We start from the raw sequence: 25,094 nt of genomic DNA on the forward strand, positions 1-25,094 counted from the left end.
AGTTAATTATATAACCTAGTGATTAATGACAATGTATCCCTGACAATGAGGGTGGCTTTTTCTTGTAAGTAACTCTCTGCATAACATCTTAATTCAGGTGCATTACCAGAAGGCCTTAAATGTAAAATATCACCTGTATGTAATATTATACGCAATCCATCTGTAATATCTAAATCATAAGCACCGTCATAGTCTAACTCTGATAAAAAGTCACTGGCATCATTTTTTAGATTTTCGATTAAAACCAAGCTATTAGCACGATCAAAATTTTGCAAACGATCACTTGCCGTATACCTTGTTGGTAATCCCGCGACCAGCTCAGACAATGTACTTTCTTGGGTTATCACTACAAGAGCCGGCAACAACGCATCTCTCGTAGGTAAAGCCTTTAAAATACCGTTGCCTATAGTAATATCTGTCGCAAGCAAGTACCCACCATTAGCTTCAAAACCAGCCACACGGTCGTATACCGCCAACCGTTGAAATTCAGCTATCACATAAGGTGAGCCTATTCTTGTACGAAGTATTTCTTTAAAGCTTGATGACTTTTCTATTGCTGTGTTGCAACTTACTGGAACGGCTAACGCTTCTATTTTCAATAATTGACTGCATAGCAACCCTAGCACATCACCTCTTAGCCACCGTCCATTTTCATCAGCTATCAATGGTCTATCACCATCACCATCTGTTGAAAAGATAGCGTCAAACCTATGCACTGTAGACCAATCAAGTGCTTTTTTCTGATCTACAGCAGATACAGCCTCTGTGTCTATGGGTACAAAAATATCTGTACGCTCTAAACTCATAACTTCAGCACCTAGGAGTTCAAATAATTGCTTATAAATATCGCGTCCTGCACTTGAGTGTTCGTAAATACCTATTTTTTTACCTTTTAAAGCATCGACACTAAATAAGTTTGAATAACGTTTTATATAAGCTTCGGCAGCACTGTCATCAGCGCTCAGAGGCTCTAGCAAAGATTCAATTGAGGTGAAGTTTGCAGACGAACTGACAATTGCTAACTCATCATCTTTGCTAATCTCCCCATCAGGTCTATAAAACTTCAAGCCATTACGGTCAAATGGAATATGGCTACCAGTAACCATAATTGCTGGCATACCATCTAGCATTGCTTTATATGCCAAAGCCGGTGTAGGGATCACTCCATAATAAACAGCCTCAATATCAAACTGTTTTAATACAGCAGCGCACGCCTGAGCCATTAGGTAACTACTGGGACGATTATCGATTGCAATTGCTAAGCGGTTAAATGTGAATCCTCCTTGTATGGCTTCTAAGAATGCTAACGTAAATGCGGCACACACATCAGGTGAAAAGTCTTCAACTAAGCCTCTAGCTCCACTTGTACCAAATGAAATACCACTTTGCGCAATAACTTGATTTGCTTGCATTTATTAACTATTCCTTATTCCCTATTCGGCCATAACGGTCTTCAAACCGAACAATATCATCTTCACCTAAGTATGACCCTGACTGAACTTCAATAAGCTCTAAGTCTACTTTGCCAGGGTTCTCCAAAGCATGAACAGCTGTAATTGGAATATAAACCGATTCATTTTCTGTTACAAACTGCTCCGTATCGTCAATTTGTACTTTAGCTGTACCAGACACTACGATCCAATGTTCAGCTCTGTGGTGATGCATTTGTACAGATAATTTAGCCCCAGGTTTAACAGTAATACGTTTCACTTGGAATCGTTCACCAGTGTCAACTGAATCATACTTACCCCAAGGGCGGTAAACCTCGCGATGAGATGTGACCTCGGAACGTTGTTCAGCCTTTAACTGACTCACAATTGATTTTACTTCTTGTGATTTATCTTTATGGGCAACTAAAACGGCATCTTTTGTGTTAATAATAACTAAGTTCTCTACACCTACAGTGGCTATTAACTTGTCTTCCCCAAACACAAGGGTGTTTTTAGTATCAACCGCTTTCACATCACCTGTAAATGCATTACCTTTTTCATCCTGTTCTGATACTTCCCAAAGCGCCGAAAAGCCACCAACATCACTCCAGCCCGCATCCATAGGGACAACAACTGCATCCTTTGTGTGCTCCATCACTGCATAATCTACAGATTCATCAGGGCAAGCTTCAAATGCTTTTTTATCAACCCTTATAAAGTCTAAATCATTATTTTGCAATTGCATCGAGTTGAAACACGCTTGATAAATATCAGGGCGATAAGTCTTTAATTCATCTAAATAGCGGCTCGCTTTAAATAAAAACATACCGCTATTCCAGTAATATTCGCCACTCTGAATGTATTGCTGGGCTGTTTCTAGGTCTGGTTTTTCTACGAAAGCATCAACAACAAAACCTGTACCACATGGCATGCCACGTTTGATATATCCATATCCGGTCTCTGGCTTATTTCCAATAATACCAAAGGTCACCAATTTACCTTGATTAGCAAGTTTAGTAGCTTCTATTACAGCGTGTTGAAAAGCGTGTTGGTCTTCAATAACATGGTCAGCGGCTAAAACAAGTAACAATGGATCTTGGCTATTTTCTAGTGCTTTAAATGCAGCTAACGCAATAGCAGGTGCAGTGTTACGTCCGGCTGGTTCTAAAAAGATTCCACTGTGCTTAACGCCCTTTTGACGTAATTGTTCAGCAGCGATAAATCGATGCTCTTCATTACAAATGAGCATCGCCGGTTTGTGTTCAATACCGTTCAACCTACCGACTGTCTGTTGTAGCATTGTTTCGTTACCAATAAGTTTTAAAAACTGTTTTGGGTAGTTTCCTCTAGAGAGAGGCCATAAACGAGTACCGGAACCACCGGCCATAATTACTGGTAAAATCACATTAATCTCTCTTTCTTATCATACGAGCCGGAACCCCAGCAACAATTGTAAAATCATCGACATCTTTAGTTACAACTGAACCAGCGGCAACAACAGCACCTTCACCAATAGTCACTCCTGGTAAAATTATACAGTTCGCTCCTATCCAAACATCGTTTCGAATACAAACTTTTTGGTGAAGATGTCCACCAACAAATATTTTCCCTCTATTAGGAGGTATTACATGATTTGAAGATAGAATCTGAGTTCGATAGCCGACTAATGAGTTATCTCCAATCTCAACGCCACCGCTAGTTGTTATTAAAACATCTTTAGCTAAATCCACATTTCTCCCTAATACCAATCCTCGACAGGGAAAAATCCAAACACCAGAGTAATAAACCACACCTTTAGCAACTTTAGCTCCCATTAATTTAAGAAAATAACTTTTTAAACCATTGAGAAGCCTAAATCTAGGTAATAAGAATATTATTTGCATAATACTTTCAGCAGAAACAACAAGAAAATACTTCATTTTAAGGCATCCATTATTATACTTTTGAATTGGTTATACCTTGCAATTTTTGAGGGTAAATGACTTAACTGTTCAGATCCATTCTGCACTGAAAAATTAATACTACTTACATTAGTATAACTAAACAGCAACCTGTCTGCTGAAAGCTCAGCTTCAAGTGGATCTATATAAATTGCGCCTTTACCACAACACCCTCGACTCCAGTCTGCATCGGTAACTATGAGAGGCTTTTTCATCTCCCATGCTTCGACAAAATTATTACTAAAGCTTTCTAGTAAAGCCAAGTTAGTTAAGCCATCTGCTATGCTTATAAGCGAAGCAACATGTTCTGATTTAACAGGGCCAACATTAACCAAGTGTTCATTAAGACCCAATTCACTGAAGCGCTCACTTAAAGAGGTTAGATAGTCACCCGTTGGTAAAGTCGTTACCAAACAAACTTTTAGCCCCTTCATTTTTAAAGACTTAATTATTCTTGGCCAAAGATAATGCCTCTTATTCGGATGAGGTCCAGATATATATAATAAATTAATATACCCTGAATTTAACTTTGCTTTATATTGCAAAGCTACAGAAGCATCAACATTAGACTCACAAACCAGTGAACTTGGAGACATTTGAACTAAGTGAAGCTTCTTATTTACAAATAACTTATCTTTAGAAGCTCTTTCAAGTAAAATTTTAGTTTCAAAAATAATCTCTTGTGCCTTTGATAAACTAACTTTCCTATAGAAGTCTATGCAATATTTTAAAAATCTTTGAGGATATGGCAAGAAACTCCAAAAACCGATTTCAGGATAGAATAAATTTGAATAAGCACATCCATTTATAGTCACAGATTTTTTTTTTGTAATTAATGGTGGCCCAAATAAAGTAAAGATAACAGTGTCAGAGTTAATTAGCCTCCGGGATAAAAAAATCTCAAATTTTAATCTTGATAAAAGGCCTGGCTTTATGGAATGCACTCTAATATTATTATTAATACAAACCTTATATATTTCGCTTCCCTTGTATGTCAAAACAGTAGCAACGTCCTTCAAGTCAGAATCGTTTTTTAAGAATGAAAGGAAGCTTAAAGAGTTTTGAAGGCCACCGCCTGTTTTGACAGGTAAAAAATTTAGTAAAAGAGATTTATCGGATAGCATTTAACACTCTCTCTTTTCTTGAATTCCACGAAAAATGCTTTTTAGCATATAATTGAGCATTCATCCCAATGCTGTTCCCGTTTTTAATGTTTTTTATTGCTGCGCAAATTGCCTCATAAAAATCAATCTGGTCGTTAGCTATAAAACAATTATGGGCATTTTCTACAGACATACCATTAAAGGCGGACTCGTCTCCAACAACTATCAATCCTGAAGACATTGATTCTGCAACTTTATTAATAAATCCGTAAGACTTGAATATAGGGGCTATACAAATACCCTTACCTAAATAAACATCCTTTATGTCATCTATAAATCCATTATATAATATGATGTTTTTATTATTTATCTGAATTTCATCCAACCGAGTATGGCTCACCCCCGATGTGTAAACATGAAGCTTTATATTATTTTCAGATAACAGAAGCTTATTAAACACAGATTCAACAAACCAATTTAGTTTTTCTATATAATAATCAGACCTGAAATTGCCAACAAAAATAAGATCTGTACTGAGTGAGGAGTTTATATTAAATAAAACATCAGAGACTCCGTTAGGTAAAATTACAACATTTTCACCTTCTACACCTATTTTTGATAACCAAGCTTTATCTTTTTCAGTTTGTACGAAAATAGTGTCAGCAAACTTCAACACCTTAGATTCTAAATTTGAAATGAGGTAACTTCTCAGATAATTTATAACATCCCTAACTTTTGGGAGAGACTTTCTTGAGGAAATACTAGTTTTCAAAACACCTGTATAACAATCACTGATTGAAGCCAATACTTTTATTTCTTTTCCTGTCCGATTAAATATTTCTAGAGCCACCTTATTAGCCGAATAACCGAGTGATATTGGGGAATAATAAATAGCGTCGATATTTAATGATTTTGATAATACATGCTCAATGTCAATTAAAATATCATAGAATGCATTCTGTAGAGTAAACTCTGAGAAAACTTTTTCTACCCCTCCCCTAGGTAAAGTTTGCATATGGTATACATCCCCTATATCTAATAAACCATCATTCACTTCATCATCAATAAATATAGTAAGATCAGCACCACTCGACTTTAATATCTTCAAATGATTGTATGTAGGTATTGTAATTCCATTCCTAGCAGGAACAGGGTTTTCAGTAAGGAGGCATAGTATTTTCATAAGAACAAATCCGACAATGCGTTATTATATTTTTCAGAAACAGTGCATGAAAGTTCGGTTAACTTTTCGAAGTCCGCTGCACTGTGTTTGTAGGGAGTTGATAAAAAATCATCTAGATCTTTACTATTGAAATCGTAGGCTTCATGAAAAGTAATACTCTCTAATGAAAGACCTTTATAAAACTCGAAAATCTTTTCAGCATACTTGAGTTGAAAAACTTGAGCCCCGTTCAACAAACCAAAAAAGCCAGAATGTAGCCTAGACGAGATAAGTTTTTCAACATGAGCAAGCTCAGACTCAAAATAACTTATATCGCCGTCATACTTTATTACCTCAACCTCAAAGTTCTGACTTTCTAGCTTTTTTTGCAAGTCAAAAGAAATCTGGTTATCCCCATATAATTTATCATCACAGGTAATAAAGATTTTTATTGGACCCCACAGGTTATTTTTTGATTGTAAGATACAATCGACAAGTAAATCATTTCTTTTGAACTCAAAATCTATCTTTGATCTATCTAAAACTGAAATATAAGGATTTAATGCAATACCAAGTCCTGATGACTTGACTTTAAAGTTTGGTCTATGAGTAAATGCAAGATCATTAATAAATTGAACATTTTTTAGCTTTCTAAATAGAAGAGACTTTTGGTCACGAACTAATACCAAATCAAATAATTCTAATCCGTCAAGTACGTGCCTGCCTTTTATCTCGTCCTTAAAAGGGCCGATAGATACACCAATAGCTACAATCTTTAATTTTGGCTTTATAAACTTAAGTAACTTAATAATATTTAAAAATAAGCGTTCAGGTAAAATTGTAAAAATAGAACCAGCACAAAAAATCAGATAATCACTTTTCAAAGCATATAAAAATAGTAAAAACCATTTATCATAACCACGTATCAAATTTTTATTAGGTAAAAATTCATTAATTTCAAGATGATATTTAGCTTTCTGCAATATTGTTAGCGAGCCCCTCCGAGACGTTAAAAAGCACTCTTCTATTTTATTTACATTGCAAAAACTAGTAATGTAATCCAAAAAGAAATCATCGCCATAATTTTTCATACCATGATAGCCAAAGATTGTTGCTTTAGTCATTTTCTGCCTTATTCTTAATTAGTGTGTACATCATAAAAATCGATGCCCCATGGATGAGGAAAATCAAATATGGAACTATTACTACTCCATAAACAGGTAAAAGAAATAAGAGGGATACACACGTAAAAATTAAATTTACCGTATAAATTTTTAGATATGTTTTTGAAGGGAATATATTTATAAAATATTGACTGATGTACATCCCAGAGCCCATAACCAACAACCAAGGGCTGAACTTATATAATAACTCGAAAACGCCGAGCCAACTTTCAGGTAAATAATACATTTCCAAAAGAAAAGCCAAAATATTGAAAATAAGAACAAATGGGATTGATATAATTAATGACTTTAATATTTCTTTATTTAAAGACATTAAGTTATTATTTTTTTCACTTAAAATACTTTCTGAAATTGCTCGACTTTTCATTCGAATAACTTGTGCTTGGGCCAATTGCACTAACATAGCGATTTGAAAACCGATATTCAAAAATGAAACTGAACTATCACCCAAAATTTGTTTCACTATAACTTGAGAACCTAATATTTGAAAAGATGAGAAAACACTACCTAAGACAAATAAAAAGCTATTTATCACTTCCTTCCTATGCAACTGGAACCAAAGAAATAAATCAGATAAAGAAAATGATACACATATTTTTAAACTTGTGAAAGCAACAAAAGAAAACCTTAAAATCAGTAAAATCATAAAAAGAGAAACTAACGAAAAGTCAATAAACAATAAAAAAGAAAGGATTACCAATATTACTCTTTCGAGGAACAAGTATCTATTTATTATTATAGTTTCACCTTTGTAATCAAATACAGCTTTTGTTACAAGGCCTAAAGCCATGTACCACAAACACACCAAATATGAAAAGAATGGAATTAAGAAGAATAAGGAAAAACTAAAAACAAGAAAAAGAGACATTCTTAATGTGAAATTATAATTTATAAGCCTTTTTTGAGTATCTTTGTATTTTACCAGCTCAAAAATTAGTTTCCTGTCAGAGCCAAAGTTAATTATTAACATAAGTAAAGAACCTAGTGCAGCTCCATAAGCATAATCTGAGAAATCACTTATTGATATTTTTTTAGCTAGAATAAGTACAAAAACAAAGCCAAAAAAAGAGCCCCCATATACTAGAGCTATGTTTTTTAATGCAGTACTGTTAATTTTCATTATTAATTATGAACAATCTCAAAATAAAAAAGGAGAAGGTTATAACAACCATCTCTTTTAAAAAGAATATAAAATTACCTGTCCCAAAAAGAAAATATATATAGAACAGAGAAAACATTACTTCAAGGCAAAGTGATTGCAGCTTGGTAAATAAAATTTTAGAAGTAAAATAAAAAAACATTTTTCTAAGTATTATAAAAGATAGGCTAAAATATACTAAAGACAATAAAAAAGAATCTATATAGTTATTACTATTCAGTATTATAACTGCAATCTGACTAGCACCTACACTATTCACAATTCCACCTATTCCTGTGACGCTTTCAGTATAGATAACTGCTAATTGATCTGTAAAAAGAGACGTTAGATCAAAATTGAAATTAGAAACATTTGAGAGCAGTCCATAAATTGAATGTTCAATCCCATTAATTCTATTTATAAACTCATCTAGAAAAGTTATATTTTTTTCATCAACATTTATAGTAGCAACTTCTATCGCAGTAATTATATCTACTCCTTCCATAGTTGCAAATCTTATATAATTAATATATTTATAAATAGGTAGGATAACAATGCAAATAGCTATAAAAATAAAAATAGTTTTAGAGCGAACTAACTCTAATAAAAACGAATAATACAATGCAAATATCAGGAAGAAGACTTCATATATCAACGAATACTTTGAGCCATTCAATAAATCAATTAAGATATATAAAGAAATAGCGAAAAAAGAAAGCGAACAGTATAACCTACTCTTTTTTTGTATTGAAAAAATAAAAAAGACATTAACAATACAAAACAATGGAAATCTTACAAAGAAAGTTAAAAGACCAGTTATTCCTGGAATCACATTTTTAGGCTCAACGCCAGGGACGCCCCAACCCAAGTAGTTATGAATAAAAAATTTACCTAACAATACCGTAATAATAAACAAGTAAAATTTATTCATCTTTAAATCGAAATTTTGACCAAAGTACAGTGCTCGTTTTTTAATCGATGATGTAATCCAAATTACGATGACTAAACTCAATGCAGGTATTAATATTTTTGGTAACAGTAGTGTATAGTTACTCATCACCGCATCTATAGATATTTGATTAAAAGCCTTGACATTCTCTGTATAAAACAAAACATACAGTGATTTTATAACGTATGCAAAAAAAACATAGCCGATCACTATCTTTCCGCTTAATCTCATATTCTTAAAAGGCATTACTGCATTTAAGATAAATAAAACAAAGAAAAAAAACGTGTAATAGCTTAATATTAAAAATAACTCCTCGTTACCTAGTGGAACATTTGCTATGAGAATTGAAAAAAGCAAATATCCAAGGAAAAGCAATATATTAAACCGCTCCCTAATGACCAAAAACTTTTCATTCATTGTAATTAACTAGATCCAATACGATTCCTGAAAAATCAGCTCTTTTGAACTCCTTGTGCGAAACCAATATTATCTTAATATCTGAGTCAATAGCCCCCTCCAAGCTTGAAAGACTAAACCTTGCATCTTTATTTAAGCTACTGATATTCGGCTCTACCGCAAGCACTTTTCCTGAGTGTAGCTTAGTAATTATATTAGTAATATTTAAAGCTGGACTTTCACGAAGATCATCTATATCGGGCTTAAATGCCAAGCCATAACATGCAATAGTGATATCTTTTGCCGTTTTAGTTGGGTTAGCTTGCAGAAAATCAGAAATTGCTATTTTTACTTTATTAATTACCCACTGTGGTTTAGCGTCATTCACTTTACGTGCGGTGTGTATTAATTGGGCTTCCTCTGGCGTTTTGCTCACAATAAACCATGGATCTACCGCTATACAATGCCCACCAACACCAGGGCCAGGTTGCAAAATATTAATACGTGGATGTCGATTCGCAAGTGAGATTAACTCCCATACATCTATATCTAGTTTATCGCAAATTATTGAAAGCTCATTAGCAAATGCAATTTGTACATCGCGGCATGAGTTTTCCGTTAACTTTGCCATTTCAGCTGTGCGTGAATTTGTTATTACACATTCACCTTGTACAAATATTTTATAAAGCTCTACTGAACGAGCTGAACATTTTGCAGTCATCCCACCAATTACACGATCATTCTCAACGAGTTCACGTACTACGTGCCCTGGTAATACACGCTCAGGGCAATGTGCTATATTCACATCAGTATTTTCACCTGCATTTTGTGGAAATGATAAGTCCGGGCGCGCTGCTGCTAACCATTCGGCCATTTGCTCTGTAGCACCCACTGGTGATGTTGACTCCAGTATTACTAAGTCACCTTTTTTAAGCACTGGCGCAATAGCTTCACTGGCTTTTTTAATATAACTTAAATCAGGCTCAGGTATTGCTGAGTCATTTTCTGTATTTAAAGTGCTTTTGAATGGAGTTGGTACGGCTATTAAAAATGCATCAGCAGGTTCAGGTATGGTCGTCGCTTTTAAATAACCTTCAGTAACTGCAGCATGAACTATAATATCTAGATCAGGCTCTACAATGTGAATTTCACCACGATTAATTGTGTCAACTGCATGTTGATTTACATCAACCCCTATTACTTTTATTTTTCGTGATGCAAACATGGCTGCAGTCGGTAAGCCAATATAGCCCAAACCAACAACTGAAATCGTATTAAATGACATGGTAGTCCTTTTAAATAGGTTCTATAACTTTAATTTTAAATCTCGTAACACAAACTTATTTATATATTTTTAAGTTTGAGAGTTTATTTTTATAATGTTACAACACGATATAAAATCGCTGCTACAAATTAATTTTTTGCAAGAATATCGCAAATGCGTTGGCATGCTTTGCCATCGCCATATGGGTTATGTGCGCGGCTCATTTCTTTGTAGGCAGTATCGTCAGCTAATAACTCATTTAGTGCTGATGTTATTTTTGCTACGTCAGTGCCAACTAATTTAACTGTACCGGCGTCTACTGCTTCAGGGCGCTCAGTTGTATCTCGCATTACAAGTACTGGCTTGCCTAAACTTGGCGCTTCTTCTTGAATGCCACCGGAGTCCGTTAAAATAATGTGTGACCGGTTCATTAAGTATACAAACGGTAAATATTGTTGTGGTTCTATTAAATGCACGTTATCAACGTCTTTTAATATACGCCTTACAGGTTCTTGTACATTTGGGTTTAAGTGTACAGGGTAAAGTATTTGGCAATCTGGGTGCGCTCTAGCTGTTTGCGCTAATGCTTCGCATATACGCTCAAATCCACCACCAAAACTTTCACGGCGATGACCTGTTACTAAAATAAGCTTTTTACTTTTATCGAGCATTGGGAATTGTGATGATAGTGTATTACTCAGTTCTGCATCATCTTCTATTTGTTGCTTAACCAGTAGTAAAGCATCAATAACCGTATTGCCTGTTATAAATATATTTTCACTCGCGTAGTTTTCTTTTAAAAGATTAGCTTTCGAAGTCTCTGTTGGCGCAAAATGAAACTTTGTTAAAGAGCCAGTTAGTTTACGATTACCTTCTTCCGGCCACGGAGAATAAATATTACCTGTACGCAAACCAGCCTCAACGTGACCTACTGCTATTTGCTCGTAATACGCAGCTAAACTTGCTGCAAACGTTGTTGCCGTGTCACCATGCACTAGCACTACATCGGGTTTGAACTCTTTTAGTACCGGAGTTAGCTCTAGTAAAATACGGCTAGTTATTTCTGGTAATGTTTGCCCAGCTTTCATTAAATTTAAATCGTAATCAGGCGTGATTTTAAATAGGTCAAGTACTTGATCTAGCATTTCACGGTGCTGCGCTGTTACACAACATTTTGATTCAAAGCGCTCATCTGCGGCAAGGGCATGAACCAGTGGAGCCATTTTAATAGCTTCAGGGCGAGTACCAAAGACCGTTAATACTTTCACTTTTATATCCTTTAATAAATAAAATTCAGCTATAAACGTAACCAAATTTAGTTACGTTTATATATCAACTTCATAGGGGCATGGGAGTTAATTTTCACTATTTTACGCTTTAAAACATCCCAGCATTCACATTATGAGTAACCATTCAGCCAGTATGAAGTTGTATTTTAGCAGTTTTATATCTCAGTGCTTATTTAATCCACTGAGACACTTTTTTCTAAATTGAGACAGTCAATTTAGACTATCTCATTGTAATACCTTGTTTTTGTAATTTTATTAAAAGTGCCCAATAGGCCCTTTATAAATTATTCATCACTTTTGTATTCGTAGTTGTAGTACCCGTAATAGCCGTATGCATTACTGGCTTTTTTAACAACACCGTTAAATACCACGCCTTTTACATCGATACCATTTTGTTCAAAGCGATTACGGGTTAACTCTATTTCTCGCACATGATTTTGCCCAAAACGCGTTACAAGTAATGTAGTGCCCGTATGCGCACTTACAATTGCGGGGTCGGTTACTGCAAGTATTGGAGGCGTATCAATAATTATAATGTCGTAAGCAGCGCTTACTTCTTCAACTAATTTACTAAAGTTACTATGCATTAATAGCTCAGAAGGGTTTGGCGGTATTTGACCGCGCGTTATAACACTTAAACCTTCAACTTTGGTTGGTTTAGTAACTTGCTCTAAGTTTAAACGGCCCGATAGGTAATCACTTAAGCCATCGTCCCACTTTAAACCAAACTGGGTTTGCAAGTAGCCTTTACGCATATCGGCGTCAATAATAAGTACTTTTTTGCCGCTTTGCGCAAGTACCGAGGCTAAATTAACCGATATAAACGATTTACCTACGCTTGGGCTTGGACCCGATATAGCAATAATATTGTTTTTAGCTTCCATCATCGCAAAGTGCAAACTGGTACGTAAGCTACGTAATGCCTCTATTGCTAGGTCAGCGGGGTTATCTAACGCTAGTATACTTTTAGGCTTATTTGTTTTGTTTTTACGGGCTCGCTCAGCAAAGCCACTTAGTTTATCTTGATAATCTGAATGCGGTACACTTGCGTATACAGGTAGGCCTAGTGCTTCAATTTCAGCAGGGTCTTCAACCCCTTTATGCATTGCCTTTTGTATAAGCACAATAGCCACGGCTAACATGCCACCAAGCATAGTGGCCATTACCACGATTAATGCTTTTTTAGGTTTAACTGGCTTGCTGGTATTTACCTCAGCGTAGTCAATAATACGTACATTACCTACGGTACCTGCACGAACGATATCAAGCTCTTGTGTTTTACTAAGCAGTAAGGTGTAAATTTGGTTACTTACCTCAACATCGCGTTTTAAGCGTAGCAGCTCTTGTTGAGTTTCTGGCAGATTACCTACCTCACCTACAAGCTCTTGCTTTTGGCTTTCAACCGCCTCTATTTGCTCAAGTATACCTTGGTATGTTGGGTGATCTTTTTTGAACTTACGGCCAAGCTCTAAACGCTTTAGGTTTAGCTCTTGTAATTTAGTTTCAAGCTTTACAACTTGTTCAAGCACGCCTTGTGTTTCGAGCGTTATATTTATTGATTGGCGTTTTATTTGGTAGTCATTAAAGCGTTGCTCTGCGTATTCAAGCTGTTTTTTAATTTCAGGCAATTGTACTTCTAAAAATTCCAGCGACTTTTGTGCCTCGGCACTATTGCGCTCAACATTACGGCGTACATAAATAGCGGCCACTTTATCGAGTACTTTTTCAGCGTAGCTTGGTTTAGTGCTTTGTAAACTTAAGTTAATTATGCCTGAATCTTTACCTTTTTCACTTGCGCCGATAGCTGTTTGCAAATCCAAAATAGTATTAAGGCGATCTTTGCGGGTAATTGTAAACTCTGTACCAGGGCGTGCATTTAAAGTACGAATGGTTAAGTTAAACTTACCGTTTGTAAGCTCCTCGCCCACCTTACCCGATAATATTTTCTCGCCGTCACCATTTAAAAGTGCAAGGCTGTTGTTAGCTTGTGCGACCAAAGTAAATGATTGATTAACAGCAGTACGTGGTACATCAAATCTAAATACATTTATGTTCTCACCACCCCATGCGTAGCTATTAGCGCCAAAACTTGGCTCAGCTAAGTCGCCATCTTCCATTGGGGTAAATTTACGATAAGCTCGGCTACCTATAAACGGGAAGAGCTTAGGCTCTGCTGTTACATCAAGCTTTAAAGTGTCTACTGCCTCGCCTATTATACTGCGCGACTTTAGTAGCTCTATTTCGGTTACTGCGGCCGATGTACTTTCGAACATGCCTGCCATATCGTCAAAACCAGGAACTGATGCGCTGCCGTCTTCAACTTGTATCATGGCTGTTGCTTGGTAAACAGGGGTACTTAATACTGCATAAATAACACCTACAAACATAAACAGCGCCGTTACGGCTACTATAAAATATTTGCGATCGAGCAATGCGCCAAGTAGCGCCATTAAATCAATTTCTTGCGTTGGTTGTGTATTATTAGTGCTTTTATTATTAGCACTGCTAGCGCTATTATTCGGCTGGGTATTCATTAAATTAGCCATTCCTTATAAATACTTTTGCCAAGCGCTACATGCGCTGTCGATTAATGTGTAAACGTGTTCAAAAGCCTCTTGGCTTTGGCGGTACGGGTCTGGTATTTCAGCGTTATTAATCCACTTACCGAGTAAAAACGTTTTACCGCGTGCCTCTGGGTAGCGAGCATGTACGTCGTTTAAATGGCGTTCTTCCATTACGAGTATTACGCTGTTTTGCGCTACTAAGCTTGATGTAAGCTGCTGGCCTTGGTGAGCATCCATATTAACACCATGTGTGAGCGCTATTTGTTTTGCTTTTGCATCTGCTGGTTTGCCTTCAAGTGCTGTTAACCCAGCAGACGATACTTTAATATTTTTGCCTTCAAGCTTTTGCTTTAAAACATACTCACCTGTTGGGCTGCGGCAAATGTTACCTGCACACACCACTAAAACTGAATCAAACATTTTTAAAAACCCTTAGTTTGCAGTTATATCGTCAACACTATCTACAGTAGCAATTGACGGTAATAGTAAGCTTATTACACGGTTCCAACGGGCAAGTGGTGCCGATGTTACATATACAATATCGCGCGGTTGTAGTTCAAACTGTTCAGCTAATACCATTGCTGCTATATTTTTAGCGTGTAATTGGTATACGTTTGCAATAATACCGGTTTGCTCTAGGTCACTTTTACGCAGTACAAATACACCGTTAGCGTCGGCTGTATTTTCGTTTAAGCCGCCTGAGTCGCTTAGCGCTTCGGCTAAGTTTAAACCATAACGGTTAAGCGTTACTGAACCTGCTTTTTTAACATCACCTAATACAAATATTTTTTGTGCATCGTTACGGTTTACATGCACTATGTCGCCATGTTGCAATAAACGGTTTTGCGAAATGTCACCATGGGCATAAAAGTCATCAAGTTTTATAACTTCTGTTTTGTTGCCACGGGTAAATGTTACTGTGCGCCAATCGGCTGCATCAGTTAAGCCGCCTGCTTGGTTTAAGGCATCAATTAAGGTAAGTGGGATTTCGGTTACTGGGTATACGCCAGGTTGTTTTACTTCGCCGGTAACGTAGGTTTTTTGGCTTCTAAAGCCAACTACTTTTACGTCTACTTGTGGGTCTTCTATTACTCGGCTTAGGCGTTTAACAAGCTCATTACGTACTTGGCTTATTGTTTTACCAGCAGCAGGTATATTTGGTGCGTAGGCGTAAGTAATGGTGCCGTCTCGTTGTACTCTAAAGCCGTCAAACTCTGCGGTACGTTGTACTGCTGCGGGTATTGTTAGCTCAGGGTGATCCCATACGCCTATTGTTAGTACGTCGCCAACACCTAGTTTGTATTCGTAGTTACTTACGTTTAAACCATCGGTGCTTGAAATTGGTTTAGCTGCTATACGCGCTTGATTTTGTTTATTTATTAGTAGCGAGTCGATTATTTGAATGTTTACTTTTTCGAGATCTTGTTCGAGGTTTTGTGTTTGCTCGCCTGAGTCTATACCTTCAAAGTGGCTGCCTGGTACTATTGTACAGCCGGTCATGCTTAGTATTGCGAGTATTGATGCGAGTGATTTACAGCTTAACGCCATTGTAGAATCCCAAAATTATTTAAATATTGCACTTACTCACCAACCTTGGTGAGCACTTGTATTTTAGCCGACTAATTAAAGCATGTGCACTATTGTGAAGCAATAGTCTTTGCTTTGTAAAAGCTTTGTAACTAAGTTTTTAATTAACACTGAAATTATATCAGTATTTTCATAAGGTCTTTATGAATAAATTTAATTGATAGCCGTTTTTAGCAAAACACTTAACGCATTCATCACCAATTGCACAAAGAGAAGTGAATGATAAGCCATTTAAACAAGTGCTTTATGGCTGTTTACTTCTTTAAAGCGCAGTGTGCTCGACCTCTTCAGATTAACCACTTAAAGCTTTATTGCACAAAGAGAAGCGAATGAGGAGTAAATGAGAAGACATTTAAACAAGTACTTTATGGCTGTTTACTTCTCTAAAGCGTAGCGCCCTCTTAACCTCTTTGTGAATAGACCTTATTACGAGCTTTGCTCGTCACGCCAGCAAGCTGCGCGTCTACAAGTGAACTTAGCCACGTAGGTTTAAGTGCTTTGGGCACGCTTCCGCCCTTAGGTCACAGTTCCTAGTTACTGATATAAAACTATTTTTTCGCGGCATAAAGCCGCTGCTACGTTTTAATTCACGCGGCATAAAGCCGCTGCTACGCTTTTAGTTATTGTTGTTTAATATCTTTATTATCTACACTTACTTCAATTTTTTGATTAAGTAAGTTAATTAGTAAAATACTGCGCAAGTCGCCATCGGGCTCTTTGTATATTGCTTGTATATTACTGAATGAATCGTTATTCACACTGACTACATCACCTGTTTTTGGTATTTGTGATTCAGTAGTGTGTGAACGTTCATTTTTTAAATGGTCAATTATGTGCTTAGAAACCAACTGATAACTTGCCCCATAAGAAACAAAACCACCTATTCCACGGGTGTTTTTTACAGCAGAAAAGTTACCATTTTTTGATTCAAGGCATACAAATAAATAATTAGGGAATAAAGCGGTGTGTTTGACGGTCCGACGACCTTTAACCAACCTTTCGGTAGTTAATTGGGGGTAAAACGCTTCAATCCCTTGATTTTGCAAGTTAGTTTTAGCTCGCTCTTCTTGCTTAGGTTTGCATACGACTAAATACCAACATTCCATAGTAGCCCTTAATACATAACTAAATTGCAAAAAATACAATTCCAAACTAAACAACGGCGGCATTATAGCCAACATAGAGTACCTATGTAAATAAGCCTTAGCGGTTAATAGCCACTCACTTTAACAAATATTGTTATTGAGTTTAAAGGGAGTAAAGGCCTTGACGCTAGTTTAGTACCTATAAAGCCATGTTTAGATTGGGCTAAACAAAAGTTTAGCCGCGAAAATTTATTAAAAACTTTAATTAATATTTTTTAATAAATATATAAATAAGAGCGCGAAGTAAATTCGCACCTACAAGTTGGTGCATATTTGTAGGTGAGGTTTTATACCTCGCTTTTTTGGATTTAAACATGAGCGCGAAATAAATTATCACCTACAGGTTGGCGCATGTTGTAGGTGAGGTTTTATACCTCACTTGTTGTTAGGAGTTAAAACACGAGCGCGAAATAAATTCGCATCTACAGGTTAGTGCATGTTTGTAGGTTCGGTTTTATACCTCGCTTGTTGTTAGGAGTTAAAACGTGAGCGCGAAGTAAATTCGCACCTCCGGTTGGTACATGTTTGTAGCTGAGGTTTTATACCTCGCTTGTTGTTAGGAGTTAAAACATGAGCTCAAAGTAAATTCCCACCTACCGGTTGGTACGTGTTCGTAGGTGAGGTTTTATACCTCGCTTTTTTAGGTGTTAAAACATGAGCGCGAAGTAAATTCACACCTACCGGTTGGTACATGTTTGTAGGTGAGGTTTTATAACTCGCTTGCTGTTAGGAGTTAAAGTATGAGCGCGAAGTAAATTCGCACCTACCGGTTGGTACATTTTGTAGGTGAGGTTTTATACCTCGCTTTTTAGGTGTTAAAACATGAGCGCGAAATAAATTCGCACCTACTGGTTGGTACATGTTTGTAGGTGAGGTTTTATACCTCGCTTTTGGTAACGCTAGGTTGGTTGAGCGCGAAGTAAATTCGCACCTACAGATAATATGCTGAAGGTGAGGTTATTAATTTAGCCCAAGCGTTAAAACCTTGAATAATTATGGCTTTACTTCTACCTTAAAATTCAATGTAACAAATTGATGACAAGGAAGCACAATGCAAATACTTCACCACGGAGCGGTTAACGGCGTTACTGGTTCGTGCCACGAGCTGGTAGTTAACGAGCAAACAAGTGTGCTTATTGATTGCGGGTTATTTCAAGGCGAAGACTCTAAAGCCGACCTTTCAATTGAGTTTAATATTACTCATGTTACTGCCCTTATTGTTACCCATTGCCATATTGACCATGTTGGTAGAATTCCTTACTTATTAGCTGCCGGTTTTAAAGGCCCTATTTTTACAAGTATTGCATCGGCCAGTTTATTACCGTTAGTAATTGAAGATGCTTTAAAAGTGGGTGTAACCCGCGACCCTAAAATTATAGCTGCCTGCTTAAGCTTATTAAATAAACGTATAGTTGCTGTAGATTATAAAACGTGGTTTGAACTACCTTGCAAAGGACTCAATAAAGCTAAAGCGAGGTTTCAGCGTGCAGGCCATATATTAGGTTCTGCTTATGTAGAAATTGATGTTACAAATAGTGATAACAACAAACACCGTATTGTGTTTTCAGGAGACTTAGGTGCGCCATACACCCCGTTACTCCCTTCGCCTAAGCCGCCCTATAAAGCCGATACTCTAGTTATTGAATCAACCTACGGTGATAAAAATCATCAAGGCCGTAAAGAGCGTACTCAAACGTTAAAAAACATTATTGAACGCGCCGTAGCCGACAATGGTGTTGTTTTAGTACCTGCTTTTAGTATTGGCCGCACACAAGAGCTGCTATATGAGCTTGAGCAACTCATACATAGCTCATCTAAAAAGTCTAAGTGGCGAGACATTCACGTAATACTCGACTCCCCTATGGCAGCCAATTTTACTGAGCAATACAAAAAGTTTAAGCACTTATGGGATAGCGAGGCCAAACGCAAAGTTGCAAATGGTAGGCACCCGCTCGATTTTAAAAATCTAACTACGGTTGATTCACACAAAGAGCACATGGCTATTATTAATTATTTAAGTTCGCGGCAAACACCAGCCATAATATTAGCGGCAAGCGGTATGTGCACAGGTGGCCGAATAGTTAATTATCTTGAGCGATTTTTAAATGATAAAACCACCGATGTATTATTTGTAGGTTACCAAGGTAATAAAACTTTAGGCCGTGAAATTCAAACATATGGACCACGTAATGGGTATGTTTTTATAAATGATGCTCGCATTACTATAAACGCAAAAGTACATACAATTAGCGGGTACAGCGCCCATGCCGATCAAAACGGATTAATTAAGTTTGTTACGGGTATGCATAAAAAGCCAAGCCTGATAAAAATTGTGCATGGAGATGATGATGCTAAAGCTGCTTTGGCAGATAAGTACAGGGCTGTTTTGGACCGAGGTGCAATTATAGAAATTGGAAAGTAGTTTATAACAGTAAATATTTATAGATCTATTTTTACTGTAAGTACAACTTTTGAGTTGAATTAAATGTAATCAAGGTAATTACGCAGTATGTATATCGAAATTTGAAGTGGTAGTCTAAAGTAAATCCCCGTAATAGCTCCTACACCAGTGCGGTGGCTAATAACTTTTAAATAATAAATTAAGTTTACCTAGCACTAAGAAGGCAATTATATTGGTGCAATTGTGAGAGTTCTTCGATTAACTGAATTTTTAAGTGAGCTATCGTCTTAAGCTAAATTATTAACAGCGTGGACTGTCCAGCCACCTTCTCATTTCAAAAATTTAAATTCACTTTGTAAGTAATTACCTAATTTTTTTACTTGCTGAGTAGCGACTTGGGTTATTCAGTTTAGTCACAAAGCTTAAGTTACTATATAAATAATCATTATTGTATTAATCGATGACTCGTTTTATGTTTTCACTATTAAATTTAGGTATTAAAAATAATCGCCATGTTAAAGTGACTTTTTGGCAGAGATAACGCTGGCAATTTAAAAATACGGCAGTACTTAACAGATATTAAACTTTAGTCGAGCAGATAAAATGTGATTTTAAGACAATATTAATCACCCCTTTCTGTCGAGGCTTACTAAATACCAGCTATCGGTATATATAACTAAAAATTTCTATTACCAATAGCTGCAATTTCAAACCGGAGATTCTTCCATTTATTTAACGATTGAGCTTTTAAATATGAATATCAAAATTTTATATTAACGTCTTTCCACACTTTCTAGTTGGTTACTTTGCACCAAACCCCGTTAGCATTGTCCTGATGGTTTTAAATACAATATTAAGATCAAGCCAAAAAGATAAGTGTTTAATATAATAAAGGTCATATGCTAACTTTTCTTTTGTTGAATCCGTATCATCAGCATAACCTTGTACAGTTTGCGCCCAACCAGTTATACCTGGCTTTACTATATGCCTATAGCCATAAAATGGAATTTCTTGTTCAAATAGCTTAACAAAAGATTCTTGTTCAGGCCGTGGGCCAATTAATGCCATATCACCTTTTAGAACATTAAAAAACTGTGGTAATTCGTCAATTCTTACTTTTCGAATCACCTTACCTATACGAGTTATTCTAGCATGCTCTTCAGTAGCAAACTTATCCTCTGCACAACTAGTTTTTACCGTCATACTTCTGAATTTATAAATTTTAAAAACTCGACCAGCTTGTCCTACACGTTCTTGCGTAAATATAACAGGGCCTCGACTTTCTAATCGAATAGCAATAGCTGTAAGAACCATAATTAAAAGAGTTAGGGGGAGTGTTAAAACAATAATTACAGTCTCCCAAAGGCGTTTAAATATTTGATAAATTGGATTAGGCTGTAAGGTACCAATTGAATTGTCAGATAAATGTTTTATTTGCACCTTTCCATCAATCATCTCTTTGATACTATCCGCATGGAAAACTGGGATGTTATTAAGGCTGCAATCAGCAATAAACTTCTCTTGATGATGAGTAATATTTTTGTGGAGATCAACAACTAAGCCATCCTTAATTGCAGATTGCCTATATGGTTCAGTTAAAAAGTAAACGTCGAGGTTTTCATGGTCAATTAGATCTTGCGTGTCAAAGTTATCTATTACATGTAAAGTAAGCTTTTTATGTCCTGTTCTCAAAATAGTAGTAATAAAAAGCCAAACAAAACTAAAAGCCGCTCCTATTGCTAAAAGATATAAAGAATAATCAAACCGTAATAATAATATTAGAGATAAAGAGATACCATAAACAGAAAATATTACAGGTATTATATAATATTTACGATCAACTAATAGATACTTTGCAACTAAAGGTAAAGCGAATGCCGTTGCCAAATAACTCCCACACACTAAAATAAGCGAGTTTCTAACAGACTCTTCAGATATTGGATACATTGAAGATAAAACAACACATATTGATGTGAAAACGATACCAAGAAAATGGCAAATATATGAATTAGAAAAAAGTTTATTCACGTTGAAATCTTTTGGTTGATAAAAATAATATACATTGACATGCACCATCCTTGTAGAATTTAGCATTAACGGCTTGATTCTCTGAGTATTATACTTGAAGTAGAGTCAGATGAGCAATCTAGCTATAAAAAACTTTGCAATTATTTGTAACCAGAATTATAAATTCTGTGTAAAACCTTTCATCATTTGATAACCATTAGCATGAAATAGCTTAAATAATTGCATAAGAAAGTATGTTAGATTATTTTTTTCTATTTTCTACATACAATTTTTTTAAAGCTGTTCCAGCTTTAATACTTTGCGTGGCTACGCTTCCAAGTACCTCATGTAAGTACTTGGGAGCTAAACCATAACCAGGTCTAATACTTTTTACATTTTCATGTGTAAATAACTCGCCTTCAGCAACATCTTTTACCACATACAGTGAGCGCCTAAATATTGCATTTCCTTTCTCACTCTCTTTGCGCTCGTAATTTACTTTACCAACCGCTTCCCATGCTATTTTAGAGTCTCTACATAACTGTAATAACTCTGGCTTTTCTAGTGAGAAACTATCATCCGGTCCACCACCATCTCTATTAAGCGTTACATGCTTTTCTATTAAGCATGCGCCTAACGCCACTGATGTAATAGCCGTCGTATTATCAATAGTATGGTCTGATAGACCCGTTAATACATCAAAACGTGTGGCCATATCTGCAACAGTCGCCAAATTATAATCGCCTGATGGCGCTGGGTAACCACTTACACAATGCAGTACAACAAGCTCTTTACACCCTGCATTTTTTGCTGTTTCTACTGCTTCACGTATTTCTTCTTCGTTCGCCATACCCGTTGAGATAATCATTGGCTTACCAGTCTTCGCAACATACTCGATTAATGGTAAATCGATGGCTTCAAATGACGCTATTTTGTACGCAGGAGCACCAAGCTCTTCGAGTAAATCAACGGCAGTAAAGTCAAACGGCGAGCTAAAAATAGTGATACCTAACTCTTTGGCTTTTTCAAATAAAGGTTTATGCCATTCCCACGGCATGTGCGCTTCTTCATATAAGTCATACAGTGTTTTACCATCCCACAACCCACCTTTAATTAAGAATTCAGGGTTATCGCTTTTCATTGTTATGGTATCAGGGCGATAAGTTTGCAGCTTCATTGCATCTGCACCACACTCTTTTGCCATTTCCATTATTTTGTAGGCATTTTCGATATCACCGTTATGATTCGCTGACATTTCAGCAATGATATACGGCGTATAGCCAGGGCCAATTTTTCTGTTATCGATAGTAATAAATTTATTCATAAATCCCTCACTCCACAGGTTGTCGAGTAAATTGCTCTTCATTAATTCGTTGGTAGCCAGCTCGGCTAAACAAAGCTTGTGATGCTGCATTTTCTTTTAGTACAACAGCATGTATAATTTTTGTAGGATGTAATATATCTACTTGTTTTAAAGCTAGTTTCGCAACCCCTTTACCAAAGTGCTCTGGTGCTATAAAGATGGAAATGGTATACGTATCTACGGCTGTCATATCTAACCTGACTACACCTACAGGAGTCGTTTTTTCATCTGTGCTATTGGTTAGCTCAATGACATAAAAGTAGTCATTTTTACTTGCTAGCTTTTTAGTCATCCAAGCCCGATGCTCAGCCAAACTCGGAACGTCTTTATTAAGTGCATAACGACGTGTTTCGGGTTTACATTGCCAAGCATACACCTGTTCAACATCAAGCTGTGTCGCTAATCTTAGGGTTAGTGAACCGCTAAATAATTGAGTAATATGCTTCATTAATCGCTTAACACCTTGCCCATCACATAACTGCAGGTTTATTGTTCGCATTTTTGAATAGTCTGTAATTAACTGCTCATACGCCTTCATTAAGTTTTTACTAATCGCCTCTAACTCAACGCTAATTGCAGCACCAACTGCTTCTAAATTTCTACAAATAGTCTGCTGGTTATCTGCGAGCGGAATAACAATACTCGGTAACCCGACACAAGCACGCTCCCATGACGTTGAACCTGGCGCGCCAATGGCAATATCGTGCTCACTCATGAGAGTAGCCATATCATCTACAAAATCGATGTGAGTCAACCACGCGCTATGCTTTATAGCAAACTCTGTAACACTTTTATAGTGAGGTGCTTTAGGGCTAAGCAATACAGTCGTTATTGGCGGATTAACGCTTTTCTTTAAAACATCAAGTACATGCAATGTTGCATTGGGGGCATCTATACCCCCCATAGATAATAATAAACGCGGTGTATTCGCTAATGTATTTAAAGCTATCAATTGTGATGAATGTCGATGCGAAAAGTGAGTATTTATAATTGCATATTGCGTGCCCGTTAAGACGGTGGCCTTAGAGTTTAATAAACGATACTCGCTTGGCTCTCTAAGCAATGTTTGATCTATAATCAAGTCTGCAGCGTGCTCTCTTACTAAGTCGTCAATTGCAATGATTTTACAGTTATACGCTTTTTTTACTACCTTATGCCACTGTGCACCAATACCATAGTGGTCTGTAATAACTAAATCAGGACTATCGAATGCAGTAGCGCATTCTTGGGCATCATCACACTCAGTGACTTGCAACCACGCGGCATAATCCGCAGTCGAGGTTGGTACTAGCCAATCTGCAGGTTGCTGTAATTCATAAATAGAGAAACCACGCTGCTTTATAAATGTGACTAAATCACCGTTTTGCGGGCGGGTGGCAAATAAAACGTCGTGACCATCTAGTTTTAGCCTATCAGCCAATACTAAGCAACGCATGATATGGCCGCTGCCTATGTAAGAAGATGCATCAGCCCTAATTACGACCTTTAGCATTCAATCGCTCGGAACAAAGCTTCTGCCAATTCCCAATCTTCAGGTGTATCTATGTCTTGTACTCGTTTACGTGGTAACAAAACAGCCTTCGACCTTGTCCCAAAAATAGCTTTTTTTGCTATAAATGCCTTCGCAGTGCCCCAATAAAACTGCCCGGCATCATGGTATGCTTCTTCGAGATCTTGCGAACGAGTATTTAAATGTTCTGGCTGAAACATTTCAACACATTGTGCATCATTAAGCTTTAAAGCTCTTTGAATTGGAAAAGGAAAACTTGTTGCACTGAAGGCGTAATCTATATTACTCGATGTCAGCTCTATAAATCCGCGCTGGATAAACTCAGGTATTAAAAAAGGAGCGGTTGCATATATACAACATACATTTTCAACACCCCATTCCTGTAACTCGGTATACTCGACAGCATGCTTTATTACATCAAGCGTAGTTGCATAATCATCCGCAATATTAGCAGGGCGCATAAATGGCACTTCTGCCCCATATTGTATTGCAATATCAGCTATTTCAGTATCATCTGTAGAGACAATTACTTTATCAAAACACTTGCTGTCTAAAGCCGCTTCAATCGAATAAGCAATCATTGGCTTACCGTGAAACTCTTTGATATTTTTGCGAGGTATACGCTTACTTCCACCACGAGCAGGAATAATTGCTATATTCAT

The 25,094-nt window shown here is 36.6% G+C and carries 19 protein-coding genes; 1 reads left to right on the plus strand and 18 read right to left on the minus strand.

Going from position 1 to position 25,094, the window contains the following annotated elements; translation table 11 throughout:
* Positions 1 to 2: 2 nt before the first annotated feature.
* From L659_RS0105160 to rfaH, 14 genes are all read right to left on the minus strand, one after another.
* Positions 3 to 1,412, minus strand: coding sequence for a phosphomannomutase (locus tag L659_RS0105160; RefSeq protein ID WP_024589814.1), 1,410 nt, complete (start codon positions 1,410 to 1,412; stop codon positions 3 to 5).
* Positions 1,413 to 1,419: 7 nt separating this feature from the next.
* Complete coding sequence (locus L659_RS0105165; protein ID WP_024589815.1) at positions 1,420 to 2,835, minus strand: mannose-1-phosphate guanylyltransferase/mannose-6-phosphate isomerase; 1,416 nt, start codon at positions 2,833 to 2,835, stop codon at positions 1,420 to 1,422.
* A 1-nt stretch (position 2,836) separates the two neighbouring features.
* The gene (locus L659_RS1000000124035; RefSeq protein ID WP_024589816.1) at positions 2,837 to 3,349 is read right to left on the minus strand and encodes an acyltransferase; all 513 of its coding nucleotides are present in this window, start codon (positions 3,347 to 3,349) and stop codon (positions 2,837 to 2,839) included.
* The gene (locus L659_RS0105175; RefSeq protein ID WP_024589817.1) at positions 3,346 to 4,494 is read right to left on the minus strand and encodes a glycosyltransferase; all 1,149 of its coding nucleotides are present in this window, start codon (positions 4,492 to 4,494) and stop codon (positions 3,346 to 3,348) included. The genes L659_RS1000000124035 and L659_RS0105175 overlap by 4 nt, the downstream gene beginning before the upstream one ends.
* Positions 4,481 to 5,656, minus strand: coding sequence for a glycosyltransferase (locus L659_RS0105180; RefSeq protein ID WP_024589818.1), 1,176 nt, complete (start codon positions 5,654 to 5,656; stop codon positions 4,481 to 4,483). Before L659_RS0105180 ends, L659_RS0105175 begins: the two co-directional genes overlap by 14 nt.
* Positions 5,653 to 6,759 (minus strand): polysaccharide pyruvyl transferase family protein, encoded by a 1,107-nt coding sequence (locus L659_RS0105185; protein ID WP_024589819.1) that lies wholly within the window; start codon positions 6,757 to 6,759, stop codon positions 5,653 to 5,655. Before L659_RS0105185 ends, L659_RS0105180 begins: the two co-directional genes overlap by 4 nt.
* Positions 6,752 to 7,939 (minus strand): lipopolysaccharide biosynthesis protein, encoded by a 1,188-nt coding sequence (locus tag L659_RS0105190; protein WP_024589820.1) that lies wholly within the window; start codon positions 7,937 to 7,939, stop codon positions 6,752 to 6,754. Before L659_RS0105190 ends, L659_RS0105185 begins: the two co-directional genes overlap by 8 nt.
* On the minus strand, positions 7,929 to 9,323 hold the full coding sequence (locus L659_RS0105195; protein ID WP_024589821.1) for an O-antigen polymerase: 1,395 nt from the start codon (positions 9,321 to 9,323) through the stop codon (positions 7,929 to 7,931). The genes L659_RS0105190 and L659_RS0105195 overlap by 11 nt, the downstream gene beginning before the upstream one ends.
* A complete protein-coding gene (gene wecC, locus L659_RS0105200) occupies positions 9,316 to 10,587 on the minus strand; it encodes a UDP-N-acetyl-D-mannosamine dehydrogenase (RefSeq protein ID WP_024589822.1) in 1,272 nt (423 codons plus the stop codon). Before wecC ends, L659_RS0105195 begins: the two co-directional genes overlap by 8 nt.
* A 128-nt stretch (positions 10,588 to 10,715) precedes the next feature.
* The gene (gene wecB / locus L659_RS0105205) at positions 10,716 to 11,834 is read right to left on the minus strand and encodes a non-hydrolyzing UDP-N-acetylglucosamine 2-epimerase (protein ID WP_024589823.1); all 1,119 of its coding nucleotides are present in this window, start codon (positions 11,832 to 11,834) and stop codon (positions 10,716 to 10,718) included.
* Positions 11,835 to 12,139: 305 nt separating this feature from the next.
* Complete coding sequence (locus L659_RS0105210) at positions 12,140 to 14,389, minus strand: polysaccharide biosynthesis tyrosine autokinase (protein ID WP_024589824.1); 2,250 nt, start codon at positions 14,387 to 14,389, stop codon at positions 12,140 to 12,142.
* A 15-nt stretch (positions 14,390 to 14,404) separates the two neighbouring features.
* A complete protein-coding gene (locus tag L659_RS0105215) occupies positions 14,405 to 14,839 on the minus strand; it encodes a low molecular weight protein-tyrosine-phosphatase (protein ID WP_024589825.1) in 435 nt (144 codons plus the stop codon).
* A gap of 12 nt (positions 14,840 to 14,851) precedes the next feature.
* Complete coding sequence (locus L659_RS0105220) at positions 14,852 to 15,967, minus strand: polysaccharide export protein (protein WP_024589826.1); 1,116 nt, start codon at positions 15,965 to 15,967, stop codon at positions 14,852 to 14,854.
* 659 nt (positions 15,968 to 16,626) lie between these two features.
* Complete coding sequence (rfaH, locus tag L659_RS0105230) at positions 16,627 to 17,112, minus strand: transcription/translation regulatory transformer protein RfaH (RefSeq protein WP_024589827.1); 486 nt, start codon at positions 17,110 to 17,112, stop codon at positions 16,627 to 16,629.
* A 1,090-nt stretch (positions 17,113 to 18,202) separates the two neighbouring features.
* Here rfaH and L659_RS0105235 point away from each other — a divergent pair.
* Positions 18,203 to 19,573 (plus strand): MBL fold metallo-hydrolase RNA specificity domain-containing protein, encoded by a 1,371-nt coding sequence (locus L659_RS0105235; protein WP_024589828.1) that lies wholly within the window; start codon positions 18,203 to 18,205, stop codon positions 19,571 to 19,573.
* A gap of 780 nt (positions 19,574 to 20,353) precedes the next feature.
* Here L659_RS0105235 and L659_RS0105240 read toward each other — a convergent pair.
* The 4 genes from L659_RS0105240 to pseF all read right to left on the minus strand — a co-directional run bounded on the left by L659_RS0105240 (position 20,354) and on the right by pseF (position 25,094).
* Positions 20,354 to 21,580, minus strand: a complete 1,227-nt coding sequence (locus tag L659_RS0105240; RefSeq protein WP_024589829.1) for an exopolysaccharide biosynthesis polyprenyl glycosylphosphotransferase — start codon at positions 21,578 to 21,580, stop codon at positions 20,354 to 20,356.
* 241 nt (positions 21,581 to 21,821) lie between these two features.
* Positions 21,822 to 22,883, minus strand: coding sequence for a pseudaminic acid synthase (pseI, locus tag L659_RS0105245; RefSeq protein ID WP_024589830.1), 1,062 nt, complete (start codon positions 22,881 to 22,883; stop codon positions 21,822 to 21,824).
* 7 nt (positions 22,884 to 22,890) lie between these two features.
* The gene (gene pseG, locus L659_RS0105250; protein ID WP_024589831.1) at positions 22,891 to 24,414 is read right to left on the minus strand and encodes a UDP-2,4-diacetamido-2,4,6-trideoxy-beta-L-altropyranose hydrolase; all 1,524 of its coding nucleotides are present in this window, start codon (positions 24,412 to 24,414) and stop codon (positions 22,891 to 22,893) included.
* Complete coding sequence (gene pseF / locus L659_RS0105255; RefSeq protein ID WP_024589832.1) at positions 24,408 to 25,094, minus strand: pseudaminic acid cytidylyltransferase; 687 nt, start codon at positions 25,092 to 25,094, stop codon at positions 24,408 to 24,410. The genes pseG and pseF overlap by 7 nt, the downstream gene beginning before the upstream one ends.

Origin of the sequence: Pseudoalteromonas sp. S8-8, from assembly GCF_000497875.1 — a bacterium.
Taxonomy (GTDB): Bacteria; Pseudomonadota; Gammaproteobacteria; order Enterobacterales; family Alteromonadaceae; genus Pseudoalteromonas; species Pseudoalteromonas arctica.

What these genes read in the sequence shown, in the direction of transcription:
- L659_RS0105160 (WP_024589814.1), bottom strand. Translation starts at nt 1,412, where the DNA reads ATGCAAGCAAATCAAGTTATTGCGCAAAGTGGTATTTCATTTGGTACA.
- L659_RS1000000124035 (WP_024589816.1), bottom strand. Translation starts at nt 3,349, where the DNA reads ATGAAGTATTTTCTTGTTGTTTCTGCTGAAAGTATTATGCAAATAATA.
- L659_RS0105175 (WP_024589817.1), bottom strand. Translation starts at nt 4,494, where the DNA reads ATGCTATCCGATAAATCTCTTTTACTAAATTTTTTACCTGTCAAAACA.
- L659_RS0105180 (WP_024589818.1), bottom strand. Translation starts at nt 5,656, where the DNA reads ATGAAAATACTATGCCTCCTTACTGAAAACCCTGTTCCTGCTAGGAAT.
- L659_RS0105185 (WP_024589819.1), bottom strand. Translation starts at nt 6,759, where the DNA reads ATGACTAAAGCAACAATCTTTGGCTATCATGGTATGAAAAATTATGGC.
- L659_RS0105190 (WP_024589820.1), bottom strand. Translation starts at nt 7,939, where the DNA reads ATGAAAATTAACAGTACTGCATTAAAAAACATAGCTCTAGTATATGGG.
- L659_RS0105195 (WP_024589821.1), bottom strand. Translation starts at nt 9,323, where the DNA reads ATGAATGAAAAGTTTTTGGTCATTAGGGAGCGGTTTAATATATTGCTT.
- wecC (WP_024589822.1), bottom strand. Translation starts at nt 10,587, where the DNA reads ATGTCATTTAATACGATTTCAGTTGTTGGTTTGGGCTATATTGGCTTA.
- L659_RS0105210 (WP_024589824.1), bottom strand. Translation starts at nt 14,389, where the DNA reads ATGAATACCCAGCCGAATAATAGCGCTAGCAGTGCTAATAATAAAAGC.
- L659_RS0105215 (WP_024589825.1), bottom strand. Translation starts at nt 14,839, where the DNA reads ATGTTTGATTCAGTTTTAGTGGTGTGTGCAGGTAACATTTGCCGCAGC.
- L659_RS0105220 (WP_024589826.1), bottom strand. Translation starts at nt 15,967, where the DNA reads ATGGCGTTAAGCTGTAAATCACTCGCATCAATACTCGCAATACTAAGC.
- rfaH (WP_024589827.1), bottom strand. Translation starts at nt 17,112, where the DNA reads ATGGAATGTTGGTATTTAGTCGTATGCAAACCTAAGCAAGAAGAGCGA.
- L659_RS0105235 (WP_024589828.1), top strand. Translation starts at nt 18,203, where the DNA reads ATGCAAATACTTCACCACGGAGCGGTTAACGGCGTTACTGGTTCGTGC.
- pseI (WP_024589830.1), bottom strand. Translation starts at nt 22,883, where the DNA reads ATGAATAAATTTATTACTATCGATAACAGAAAAATTGGCCCTGGCTAT.
- pseG (WP_024589831.1), bottom strand. Translation starts at nt 24,414, where the DNA reads ATGCTAAAGGTCGTAATTAGGGCTGATGCATCTTCTTACATAGGCAGC.
- pseF (WP_024589832.1), bottom strand. Translation starts at nt 25,094, where the DNA reads ATGAATATAGCAATTATTCCTGCTCGTGGTGGAAGTAAGCGTATACCT.